Consider the following 11,475-nt stretch of genomic DNA (forward strand, 5'->3'; position numbering starts at 1 on the left):
CACGCCGTTACAGCTCCAGATCCCAGTTCTGTCCAACCAGATCCTTGCCGAAGGAATGGTGTGGCTCTTCCTCGATCAGCTTGAAACCGGCCGCCTGATAGATGTGCCGGGCCGCGGTCAAAATGTCGTTGGTCCATAGGGTCAGCGTCTTGTATCCCCTGGCGCGGGCAAAGCCGATGCATTCCTCGACCAGGCGCTTGCCGATGCCGAGGCCCCGCGCCGAAGGTTCGACATAGAGCAGCCGCAGCTTCGCCACCTGATCCGACTTGCGCACGACGAAGACCGAGCCGACGACCTCGCCTTCCCGCTCGGCGATCCAGCCGCGCTCCCATTTCGGGTCGAAGGATTTTACGAACGCAGCGAGGATTTCGGCGACCAGCGCCTCATAAGTTTCGTCCCAGCCATAGTCCTGCGCGTAGAGCATTCCTTGCCGGCGGGTGATCCAACCGATGTCACCGACCTGCAGCGGCCTCAGCAGATAAGGGATTTTCGGTTCGGCATTGTCATCCAGCAGACGCTGCACCGTGCGCATGGACTTGACCAGCCGCTCCTGCTCCGACGCGGGCAGCCGACCGAGCAGCGCCGCGACCTGGTCGTGCGAATCCTTGTTCAGCGGCGCGAAGGCGTCCCTGCCCGCCGGAGTCAGCGCGATCGACGATTGCCGCGCGTCCGAAACCAAAGTGACCCTTGAGATCAGATGAAGGCGCTCGAATTTCTTCAGCAAACGGCTGACATAGCCGGCATCGAGACCGAGATCGCGCCCGAGATCGGTCGCGGTCAGTCCCTCACGATGCGCCAACTCGTACAGCACGCGCGCCTCGGTCAGCGAGAATGCGCTCTTCAGCAGCCCTTCGTCGAGCAGTCCGATCTGACGGGTATAGAAGCGGTTGAACGCCCGCACCGCATCGATCAAATCCTTGTTGGGCGCAGCCTTGTCGGGCTGATGATGGATTGTCATCGAGTCATCTCCTGCCAGCACAGGATCAATCATTTACTTGACGGAGTCAACTATATAAGAGGTGACCGTGACGCTTACATCATCGGCAGCACCGGCCAGCGATCGACGATCCTGCCACCGGAAAGCACCGCGATCGCCCCGAGTTGCTGCAGCACGGCTTCGCTCTGCGTCGGCCGCAGGAATGCGTAGTCGCCGGGCCTGACGACGGCCCCGGCGGGCAAGCCCATGAATTGCTGGTTCGAGGACAAGCCGAGCAGGCTGTTCGTCGTCATGCCTTCGGGAAACACCGGTTCGGCCATCCATTTGCCGCCGTAGAGATAGCAGCCCTTGCGCGGAAACCTGCCCAGCGCCTGGAGCAGACGCGAGACCGCCGGCGGGCCGGGCAGCATCGGCTCGACCACTTTCAGGATCGGTGTCGCGATGAAGGCGGCCGGCTGGAAGCCTCCGAGGCCTGGCGTATCGAAATCGCCGGGCAACACGAAGGCCGACCCCATCGACACTTCATTGGCAGCGCCACCATGATGAAGCAGCGCGGTCTTGCTGCCACCAATGTTCAGGATATGGCGCTGGTCCATGCCGAGGCGAGCCACGAAAGCAGCGGCCCGTTCCGAAGCTTGCGTCAACGCCTTGGCGGGTCCACCGAACAGGCCGGGTATGTGCGGCGCATGCGCTTCATAGGCCATGACTCCTTCGCAGCGCAGCCCTTTATGGGCCGGCAGCGCCTTCAGCGCCTGCGAGAGAGCTTCCGGTTCGGCAAAGCCGCCGCGATGCAGTCCGACATCGACCTCGAATGCGATGCGCAGCTCTACGCCCAGTTCGTCGGCGAGCGCACCATATTCCGCCAGCCTCTCATGGGTATCGATCAGCCAGCATACCCGCGACCCGGCTGCGTTCCCCTTAGAAAGCGCCGCCCTTGCCGCGCCGACCGGCATCGGTTTGCCGTACAGCAGATCCGCATCCGGAAACGCGCTCAACACCGCCTCGCCGATCGGCGGATGGAAGGTCATGAAGCGGCGGGTTCCAAGCGCCTTGCCGATATGGGCAAGCAACGGCAGGCAAGCGAGCGACTTGTCGACCAGCCGAACGGCAAGGCCGGGATCGAGCCTTTGCTTCACCAGGGCGATGTTGCCATCCAGCCGATCGAGGTCGAGCAGCAGGCAGGGTTGGAAAATGCCCGCCTGCTTCAACGCATCCGAAAGCGTGGCGAAATAGGCTTTCATCGTTAGATGCCAAAAGAACTGGGTTCGATGCCTAACAGGTCGGCCATGTACGGCGAGACGAAACGGCTCTGCGGATCGATGTCGCGGCGCACCGCCATCGCTTCGTCCCAGCGCGGATAGAGCTTTTTCAGGTCGGCGGCTTTCAGGCTGTGCATCTTGCCCCAGTGCGGCCTGCCGCCATGTACGCGGAAGATCGGCTCGGCCGCGCGCATGAACGGCAACGGATCGTTCGCCGCATCATGGTGGATGGCGATGGAACAGGTCGGCCTTTCGTAGAATGGCGAGAGCCAGAACCGATCGGACGCAACGCTGCGCACCTCGATCGGGAAATAGACCTCCGGAAAATGCTTCTCGGTCAGATCGATGATCTCGGCCAGCGCTTTCGGACCCTCCTCGAAGGGAAGGTGGTATTCCATTTCGTTGAACCTGGTCTGCCGGTCGCTGGCATAGACGTTAAGCCAGTCCTGCACATAGTCCTCGGCCGACACCTTGGCGACGGCGCCACGGATCAACCGGCGGCGCAGAGACGGCAACCAGGCAAGCCCGGTGCGCAAGCGGCGCAACGTGCGCAAGGAGCCCTCGTCATCCTCGGTCGGGCGCGGGTTGGTGGCTTCGGTGCTGAAGTCGCTGGCGATGAACTGCGCGTAGCCGGAGAAGGGAATGTAATAGAATTCTGCCGAGCGATGGGCGGCCATCATCGTTTCGAAATCGCGCAGCATGTCGGCGATCGGCAGCACCCATTTGCGGCGGCGCAGCCGGTAGGTCGCGATGTTGTTCAGCGTCACTTCACTGAGCACACCGAAGGCGCCGAGTGCGACACCGATGGCATGGATCGTCTCCTGATCCCCTTCCCGCTTGAATTCGCGGACCTTGCCAAGCCCATCGACGATCTGCACCGTTTCCAGTTGCGTGTGATAGGCGCCAAGCGTCGGCCCCGAGCCATGGGTGGCGGTGCCCAGCGCGCCGCCTATCGCCTGGCGGTCGATGTCGCCCATGTTGGGCAGGCCCTGGCCAATGCCTTGCAGGATGTGCATGAGCGGACCAAGCCGGGTCCCTGCCCGTACGCGGGCCTGATGTTTTTTCGCGTCATGCGAAACCAGGCCTTCGAGCTTCTCCAGCGACAGGATCGTGCCTTGCGACTTCACCAATGGGGTGAAGGAATGGCCGGCGCCGACGACGCGGACTGGACCCGGTGCGGTGCGAATGAGATCACCGAGTTCACCAACGTCGGCGGGGCTGGCAAGCAGCCGCGGCTCGGCGGTGACAAAACCCGACCAGTTGCTCCAACTGTTCGACATGGTGCTCACGCAACCACGCGGCGACGCCGCACCACGAGGACAAACAGACCGAGCAGCGCCACGCTGGCGACGGCACTCGCGGCGGCGAATTCCGGAACCGCGCGAAAATCCTCGCCGTCGATGAGCAGCGACGCCGCAACCGGTCCGATCGCCAGGCCGAAAAGCTGGGCGGCCGGTACCAGCAGCACGGCGGTGCGCGTGCCATCGGCGGTGATCGCCAGCCGGATCTGGTAGGGCACGATGAACAGCAGGATAAAACCCATGACCAGGGCGGCGACCCAGAATGTCGTGAGGCCAGGTCCGCTGGCAAGAACGAGCGAGGCGAAAAATGCGACGATGCCTATCGCGGCGATGGCGAAGCGATAGTCGATGCGCGCCTCGAACACGGTCGCCGTCATCGCGCCCAGAACCTGCACCGCGAGGCTGGCCGAGACGATCAGCCCGACGGTGCGGCCATCGATGCCGAATTGTGCGCCGAGCGGCTCCAGAAACGCCCAGACCGCGCCAAAGAACATGAAGTAGCAGAAAACCGACAACAGCGCGGTGACTGAAGGGACTGTCATCACATTGGCCAGGTTCTCGTCCTTCGGCAGGTCGGCATAGTCGGCGGGAACAATAAAGGCGACCACCAGCGACAAGACGCAGACGACCGCGAGAACGAGGAAGCCGCCCGCCGATCCGGCGGCGGGGATGACATAGAGCGCCAGCAGCAGCGCAAGAGCGCATTGCGCCATGGTCTGCATGGTGACGAAATAGCCGCCGATGCGTTCGGCGCGCCGCGAACGGGCGATCAGTTCGGTGGCGACCGCGACAAGACCGCCTTCGGCAAGGCCGGCCAGCGCGCGAGCCGCTATCAGCGTCTTGGCGCCGCCGGCATAGGCTGTCCAGACGTTGGCCAGCGCCAGCAGCAGCAGGAGGGCGGCACTTTTCCAGCGCATGTTGTGGGCGGAAAGCAGCATCGCGACGGTCGCCGAGCCGATCGCGATAGCGATCATCTCGGCGGTGGCGACCAGTGCCAGCTCGTCGCCACTGACATGGCCCTCGGTATAAAGGGCGCCAAGCAGGACGGGCTGCAGACCGAGAATGAGCAGGCCGACCGACCCTATCCACAAGGCCGAGGCAAGCTGTCCGCCGGTCGGATTGCCGACCAACCAGTCGCCATCGCCCTGAAGACCGGTGCTTGTCGAAGTCAAAGGCGCCTCCCAACGTCCTTGCCGCGCGGCAGAAAAGCTGACAATCTGTCAGCATTTCAGAACCTGATACTTGATCATATTTTTTGTCAACCGGAATTTGGGAACCCGTACGAAAGATCGGTGCATGACGGAAGCAAGTCGAACGGCCACCGAGCCCAGGCGTAGGCCCAAGCAGGAGCGCAGCCGCGAACGCATCGACGCCATCCTGTCGACCACCATGCGGCTGATCGGCGAGAAGGGCATCGACGCCGTCACCATGAAGGAGGTCGGCATGCTGGCTGGAGGGCCGATCGCCACCGTCTACCACTACTTCCCCAACAAGTCGGCGATCCTGGCGATGCTCTATGAGCGGTTCTCGGAGGTCAGCCGGGCGCGCTTCGGCGCGATCATCGCCGAAATCCAGGGGCTGGGCGACGTGACCGGTGCCGCGGACCGCCTGCTCGACGACTACTACAGCCGTGTCGCGGCTGACCCGGCCATTCAGGACCTGCAGAATGCCATCCAGGCCGACAAGGCGCTGCAGCATCTCGACATCGCCGAGACGAGACATCAGTCGAAGATATTGTGCGACCACGTCGGTCCGATGCTTCAGGCGGAGCAGCGCGAGGCGTTCGCGCGTCTGGTCTTTCTCATCTTCCAGCTTGCCGGCGGCGTCGTGCGCCTGGCTCTGACGCAAGATGAGGAAGAAGGCCGGCGCACGATCGAGGACTACCGCTCGATCATCCACACACAGTTGCGAGTGTTCTTGTAAGCCCTAATGATGATAGCCACGCCGAATAAGAGGGTGACTGCCGACATGAATGTCAGGACGCCGGTTATGTGACCTCGCGGATGAGGCCTTCGAAGCCGTCGGCAAGATTGGCATTGCCGGCGGCGAGAAAGGCAGAAAGATTGCGGGCGCCGCCGGGTGTCTTGTTGGCGTCGAGTAGCACCGCCTTGCCCTCATGCATGACAAAGTCGAACTTGCCGTAGTCAAAGCCAAGTTCGCGCCGCAGCGCGCGAAGCTCCTCGGGAACCGGAACCGGCTCACGACGGATCGTGTCGTCGCCCTTGACCAGGCTTTGTGGCGAAACATGGCGGGTGCAGCGCTCGCGCTCCCCGCAAAATATCCAGAAGCGGGCGCCAAAGCCGTCCGGTTCCGGCTCGGGAATGAACTTTTCGACGACGAGATCCCTGCGGTCGAACACCGCAGGCGCTACATCCGAAAGGGACGTACAGACGCGGTAGCCCTCGATAAGCTCGGCGCCGGGAAATGGCTCCGGCTTTTCGGCACGTCGCGATCGCCGGTTAAGCGACTGCTCACGCATTCCCAGATTGTTGAGATTGCTCTTGACGATGACCGGCCCTGGCCAGTCGTCATCCCTGCCGACCACGGCGCCGCTGACACGGCGCTTGGAGATGTCGGCTGCCCCGACGTTCAGGCAGAAGGGAAAAGCGCGCGCATATTCGACATATTCGGCTGGCGTCACGGTCGCATCGACATGCAGCACCGCTATATCGGCCTCCGGCTTCGCCGACGTTCCTGAGAGTATGCGGACGGAATGGCCGCGCCGCTTCAGTTCTTCCAGCAAATCAAAGAGCATGTAGGGACTGTCGCGGCGCAATAGCGGGCCGCGCCAGCGTTCGAACCTGTCGAACTCATGTGTGATAACCGCGATGCGAGTCATGCGCCCCCCGCACTTGGTTTCATTAGCGTCCTCGATTATGCGTTTGAATACAATACCGGCTCGGGGGCCAGCGATGACTGATCATTGGAATGCCATTCGAGGGCACTGGAAGTTGCTCGGACCACCGCTGCGGCCGCCCGCGGAAGCGGTGGAAACCTACCATCGCGAGCTCGACCTTTCGAAGGCGCATGTCGTTCTGCTCGGCGTGACGCCGGAACTCGCCGGGCTCGGCGCCACCATGATGGCCGTCGACGAATCCTCCGACATGATCGCTGGAATCTGGCCAGGTGACACTGCGTCGCGAAAGGCCGTCAAAGGCGACTGGCTCGACCTGCCGGTTTCCGGTGCAAGCGTCGATGCGGTGATCGGCGACGGCTGCCTGTCGGTGCTCGGGCTTTCAACCGCCCGCCGAGCGCTGTTCGCGGCAATCGCCCGCGTGCTGCGCCCTGATGGCCGCGCGGGCCTGCGTCTCTTTGCCAGTCCCGAGACACCGGACGATCCGGCAGCGGTGCAGGCGCTTGCGCTTTCTGGCGGTGTCTCCACTTTCCACGAGCTCAAATGGCGCGTCGCCATGACCGCGACAGGCCGCGCTCCCGACCATGCGATTCCAGTCAGGACGATCGCGGAAAGGTTCGATGCACTATTCCCTGATCGCCAGGAGCTTTCCGCGCGTACGGGCTGGGAATTGCCGGTCATCGCCACTATCGATGTCTATCGGAACTCGCCGGCCATCTACAGTTTTGCGCCGCCCATGGCGCTCATCAGCGAGGCGGAAGCGTTCTTCAGTAACGTCCGCATTGTTCCAACCGGCAGCTACGGGCTCGCCGAGCGATGCCCGCTTCTGGTGCTGCGGTCGCCGAGGGGCTGAACGACCTGATGAAATTCTTCGCTTTTGCGACCGGTAACCGCCGCATTCTTCGCCACGATGCAGCGAGAGCAAAATTTCGCGCGATCGAGCACTTGCGCGCGCCTTGACTCTCGCAGGTCGGCGGCCTATTTCAGCGCCACGTTAGCACTCGCCATTGGCGAGTGCTAACTACGTGTCCGGCGCCGCCGGATGGAGGAACTGTTTCTCACCGTTCTCATCGAGGAAGAAAAAATGGCAAAGTCGAAGTTCCGCCCGCTTCATGACCGCGTGGTCGTTCGCCGGGTCGAATCCGAATCCAAGACCGCCGGCGGGATCATCATCCCGGATACGGCGAAGGAAAAGCCGCAGGAAGGCGAGATCATCGCCGTCGGCTCCGGCGCCCGCGACGAAGCTGGCAAGCTGGTTCCGCTGGACGTCAAGGCCGGCGACCGCATCCTGTTCGGCAAGTGGTCGGGCACCGAAGTCAAGCTCAATGGCGAAGACCTTCTGATCATGAAGGAATCCGACATCATGGGCATCATCGGCTGATCATCGGCCTCACCTTCAACTTGAATTTTCAGGCTCTATCCGAGCCCCTGCCAGGAGCTAAAACATGGCTGCCAAAGACGTAAAATTCTCCCGTGACGCCCGCGAGCGCATGCTGCGCGGCGTCAACATCCTCGCCGACGCGGTGAAGGTCACGCTCGGTCCCAAGGGCCGCAACGTCGTCATCGACAAGTCGTTCGGCGCCCCGCGCATCACCAAGGACGGCGTCACCGTCGCCAAGGAAATCGAGCTTGAAGACAAATTCGAGAACATGGGCGCGCAGATGGTGCGCGAAGTCGCGTCCAAGACCAGTGACATTGCCGGCGACGGCACCACGACCGCGACCGTTCTGGCGCAGTCGATCGTCCAGGAAGGCCACAAGGCGGTTGCCGCCGGCATGAACCCGATGGACCTGAAGCGCGGCATCGATCTGGCCGTCACCGAAGTGGTCGCCGCTCTCGGCAAGGCCGCCAAGAAGATCAAGACCTCCGAGGAAGTCGCCCAGGTCGGCACGATCTCGGCCAATGGCGACGAGTCGGTTGGCAAGATGATCGCGGAAGCGATGCAGAAGGTCGGCAACGAAGGCGTCATCACCGTCGAGGAAGCCAAGACCGCCGAGACCGAACTCGAAGTCGTCGAAGGCATGCAGTTCGACCGCGGCTACCTCTCTCCCTACTTCGTCACCAACGCCGACAAGATGGTTGCCGAGCTCGAGGACGTCTACATCCTCCTGCACGAGAAGAAGCTCTCCAACCTGCAGGCCATGCTGCCCGTCCTCGAAGCCGTCGTGCAGACCTCGAAGCCGCTGCTCATCATCTCGGAAGACGTCGAAGGCGAGGCGCTGGCCACGTTGGTCGTCAACAAGCTGCGTGGCGGCCTGAAGATCGCCGCCGTCAAGGCGCCGGGCTTCGGTGATCGTCGCAAGGCCATGCTTGAAGACATCGCCATCCTCACCGGTGGCCAGGTCATCTCGGAAGACCTCGGCATCAAGCTCGAGAACGTCGGCCTCAACATGCTCGGCCGTGCCAAGAAGGTGTCGATCTCCAAGGAGAACACCACCATCGTCGACGGCGCCGGCAAGAAGGCCGAGATCCAGGGCCGCGTTGCCCAGATCAAGCAGCAGATCGAGGAGACCACCTCGGACTACGACAAGGAAAAGCTGCAGGAACGTCTGGCGAAGCTCGCCGGCGGCGTTGCCGTGATCCGCGTCGGCGGTGCGACGGAAGTCGAAGTCAAGGAAAAGAAGGATCGCGTCGATGACGCCCTCAACGCGACCCGCGCGGCCGTGGAAGAAGGCATCGTTGCTGGCGGTGGCGTTGCCCTGCTGCGCGCTTCGGCCAACATTAAGGTGACCGGCGTCAATGCCGACCAGGCCGCTGGCATCAACATCGTGCGTCGTGCACTGCAGGCTCCGGCCCGCCAGATCGCTGCCAACGCCGGTGCGGAAGCATCGATCGTTGCCGGCAAGATCCTCGAGAACAAGGGCGCGACCTTCGGCTACAACGCCCAGACCGGCGAATATGGCGACATGATCGTCATGGGTATCGTCGATCCGGTCAAGGTCGTGCGCACGGCCCTCCAGGACGCGGCCTCGGTCGCCGGCCTGCTCGTCACCACCGAAGCCATGATCGCCGAAGCTCCGAAGAAGGACTCGGCTGGCGGCGGCATGCCTGGCGGCATGGGCGGCGGCGGCATGGGCGGCATGGGCGGCATGGACTTCTAATCCAACCACTTTGCTAAGCTTACGGAAAGGGCGGCCCATGGGTCGCCCTTTCTCGTTGGAACTTACCTATTCAGTTTGCTTGCTTAGACAGCGGCGTCAGCGTGCTGCGCCACCTTGCCGGCGAGCACCGCCTGCTCGATAAGCGCAGCAACTTCGTCGGCCACGGCATTGAGTGACGAGCGATCGCGAGTGGCGCGGGCAATCACCATCAGGCCTTCAAGCGAAGATTCGACCAGCAGCGCCAGCGCGTGTGCGCGACGTTCAATCACCCCTGCCCTGACGAATGCCTGCCGCAGCAAGCCGATCCACTGCTCGAAAGCCGAGCGGCAGATCTCCTCGAGTTCAGGCACGTCGTTCGGCGCGTCGAGTACGACCGGCGCGATCGGGCAGCCGAGCGAAAACTCGTTGTCCTCCAGCATACGCGCCACCGACTGATAGATGTGGTGGACGGCGACAGCCGGGTCGCTTTCCCCCGCAAGCGCTGCGCCGAGCCGCTCGGTCACGTCGGCCACGCTGGCGCGCGTCACTTCGATGACCAGTTGGTCCTTGCCGCCCGGGAAATGGAAATAGAGCGAGCCGCGCGGCGCGCCGCTGGCACCCAAAATGTCGTTGAGCGAAGTGCCGTGATAGCCGCGCTGCCGCAAAAGCAGCGCCGTCGCCTCGATCATCCGCGTGCGTGTGTCCGTCGCCATGTCAACCTCTGTCAGGAATGTGCATTATAGGGCTTGCCCCAAATATGACAATCGGTCTACATAATATGTAAATCGGTCTACATATTTAGGAGCAGCAATGCAGAGATATCGGTTGGAAGGACAGGACGGCGGCCTCCACAGGCTGGTGATGCGCGAGGAAGCGGTCCTCCAGCCAGGTCCGCATCAGATCCTGATGCGGGTGCGCGCCACCTCGCTCAATCGCCGCGACACGATGATCCTCAACGGCACCTATCCGCTGACGCCGCGGGCCGGCATCGTGCCGCTGAGCGATGGCGCCGGTGAAGTGATGGCCGTCGGCGATGGTGTCACCCGCTTTGCCGTCGGCGACCGTGTCACCGGCAGCTATTTCGCCCACTGGATCGACGGCCGCATCCATGCCGGCCTGATCGACCAGCTCGGCTGCACGCTCGACGGCATGCTGGCCGAATACGCCGTCCTCGACGAACAATGGGCGGTGCGCTTGCCCGATCATCTCGACTGGCGCGAGGCGGCGACGGTGACCTGCGCTGGCGTGACCGCCTGGAATGCAGTGACGGGACCCGGAATTCCGAAGCCCGGCCAATGGGTTCTGGTCATCGGCTCGGGCGGCGTATCGCTCTTTGCACTGCAGTTCGCCAAGCTGCTCGGCTGCCGCGTCGTCGCCGTTACCTCACGGGGCGAGAAAGGCGACAGGTTCCGGGCACTGGGCGCCGACCTCGTGATCTCAAATTCGGACACGCCTGAATGGGGTGCGATCGTTCGCGAGCAGACCGGCGGCATCGATCTCGTCATCGAGACCGGCGGTCCGACGACCTTCGCGCAGTCACTGATTGCCAGCACGCTCTACGGACACATCGTGCTGCTGACGCTGCAGGATGCGAAAGGCCGGTCGATCGAGATGCCGGCGGCGCTCTACCAGCGTAGCCTCGCCACCATCAGCCGCCTTTTCGTCGGCAGCCGCACCAATCTCGAAGCCATGCTGAGCGCCGTCTCGCAGCATCGCCTGCGCCCCGTCATCGACAAGGTCTTTGCCTTCTCCGAAGCCGGCGATGCCTACCGCTATTTCCAGCAGGGCGACGTGTTCGGCAAGGTCATCATCGACGGCGCCTGAGCCTCCATTTCATCAACCAGAGGAAAGAGAGCAATGACAATTCGCGACGCATCGGCCGAATGGCACGGCACACTCAAGGAAGGATCCGGCCGGCTCAGGCTGGGCAGCGGCGTTTTCGAGGGCGCCTACTCATTCCCGTCCCGCTTCGAAAACGGCCCCGGCACCAATCCGGAGGAACTGATCGCGGCCGCTCATCAGGCAACCTCACGATTGCGTTGAA

General features: G+C 63.0%; 11 protein-coding genes and 1 pseudogene. 6 read left to right on the top strand and 6 right to left on the bottom strand.

Annotation, left to right across the window (positions count from 1 at the left end; translation table 11 throughout):
• Positions 1 to 7: 7 nt before the first annotated feature.
• From C7I87_RS26985 to C7I87_RS27000, 4 genes are all read right to left on the bottom strand, one after another.
• Positions 8 to 958: a bifunctional helix-turn-helix transcriptional regulator/GNAT family N-acetyltransferase gene (locus tag C7I87_RS26985; RefSeq protein WP_149907081.1), complete on the bottom strand. Its 951-nt coding sequence runs from the start codon at positions 956 to 958 to the stop codon at positions 8 to 10.
• 74 nt (positions 959 to 1,032) lie between these two features.
• Positions 1,033 to 2,178, bottom strand: coding sequence for an alanine racemase (locus C7I87_RS26990; RefSeq protein ID WP_149907082.1), 1,146 nt, complete (start codon positions 2,176 to 2,178; stop codon positions 1,033 to 1,035).
• 2 nt (positions 2,179 to 2,180) lie between these two features.
• Positions 2,181 to 3,476 (bottom strand): D-arabinono-1,4-lactone oxidase, encoded by a 1,296-nt coding sequence (locus C7I87_RS26995; protein ID WP_149907098.1) that lies wholly within the window; start codon positions 3,474 to 3,476, stop codon positions 2,181 to 2,183.
• 5 nt (positions 3,477 to 3,481) lie between these two features.
• Entirely contained in the window at positions 3,482 to 4,669 is a 1,188-nt protein-coding gene (locus C7I87_RS27000) for an MFS transporter (protein WP_149907083.1), read from the bottom strand.
• Positions 4,670 to 4,793: 124 nt separating this feature from the next.
• Here C7I87_RS27000 and C7I87_RS27005 point away from each other — a divergent pair, with 124 nt between their 5' ends.
• Complete coding sequence (locus tag C7I87_RS27005; RefSeq protein WP_149907084.1) at positions 4,794 to 5,420, top strand: TetR/AcrR family transcriptional regulator; 627 nt, start codon at positions 4,794 to 4,796, stop codon at positions 5,418 to 5,420.
• Between the two features lie 64 nt (positions 5,421 to 5,484).
• Here the strand turns inward: C7I87_RS27005 and C7I87_RS27010 are convergent, their stop codons facing one another.
• Positions 5,485 to 6,336: a hypothetical protein gene (locus C7I87_RS27010; protein ID WP_149907085.1), complete on the bottom strand. Its 852-nt coding sequence runs from the start codon at positions 6,334 to 6,336 to the stop codon at positions 5,485 to 5,487.
• 73 nt (positions 6,337 to 6,409) lie between these two features.
• Here C7I87_RS27010 and C7I87_RS27015 point away from each other — a divergent pair, with 73 nt between their 5' ends.
• The 3 genes from C7I87_RS27015 (at position 6,410) to groL (ending at position 9,452) form a co-directional block, all read left to right on the top strand.
• Positions 6,410 to 7,204, top strand: a complete 795-nt coding sequence (locus tag C7I87_RS27015; protein WP_149907086.1) for a class I SAM-dependent methyltransferase — start codon at positions 6,410 to 6,412, stop codon at positions 7,202 to 7,204.
• Positions 7,205 to 7,435: 231 nt separating this feature from the next.
• On the top strand, positions 7,436 to 7,732 hold the full coding sequence (groES, locus tag C7I87_RS27020) for a co-chaperone GroES (protein ID WP_006203049.1): 297 nt from the start codon (positions 7,436 to 7,438) through the stop codon (positions 7,730 to 7,732).
• A gap of 64 nt (positions 7,733 to 7,796) precedes the next feature.
• Positions 7,797 to 9,452: a chaperonin GroEL gene (gene groL, locus C7I87_RS27025; RefSeq protein WP_149907087.1), complete on the top strand. Its 1,656-nt coding sequence runs from the start codon at positions 7,797 to 7,799 to the stop codon at positions 9,450 to 9,452.
• Positions 9,453 to 9,535: 83 nt separating this feature from the next.
• On the opposite strand, the gene C7I87_RS27030 is transcribed toward groL, so the two are convergent.
• Positions 9,536 to 10,144, bottom strand: a complete 609-nt coding sequence (locus tag C7I87_RS27030; RefSeq protein ID WP_149907088.1) for a TetR/AcrR family transcriptional regulator — start codon at positions 10,142 to 10,144, stop codon at positions 9,536 to 9,538.
• A 97-nt stretch (positions 10,145 to 10,241) separates the two neighbouring features.
• Here C7I87_RS27030 and C7I87_RS27035 point away from each other — a divergent pair, with 97 nt between their 5' ends.
• Entirely contained in the window at positions 10,242 to 11,255 is a 1,014-nt protein-coding gene (locus tag C7I87_RS27035; protein ID WP_149907089.1) for a zinc-dependent alcohol dehydrogenase family protein, read from the top strand.
• A 33-nt stretch (positions 11,256 to 11,288) separates the two neighbouring features.
• A pseudogene (locus C7I87_RS27040) lies at positions 11,289 to 11,450 on the top strand (peroxiredoxin); the annotation flags it as partial.
• Between the last annotated feature and the right edge of the window lie 25 nt (positions 11,451 to 11,475).

It is taken from the genome of Mesorhizobium sp. SARCC-RB16n, from assembly GCF_008520305.1.
Taxonomy (GTDB): domain Bacteria; phylum Pseudomonadota; class Alphaproteobacteria; order Rhizobiales; family Rhizobiaceae; genus Mesorhizobium.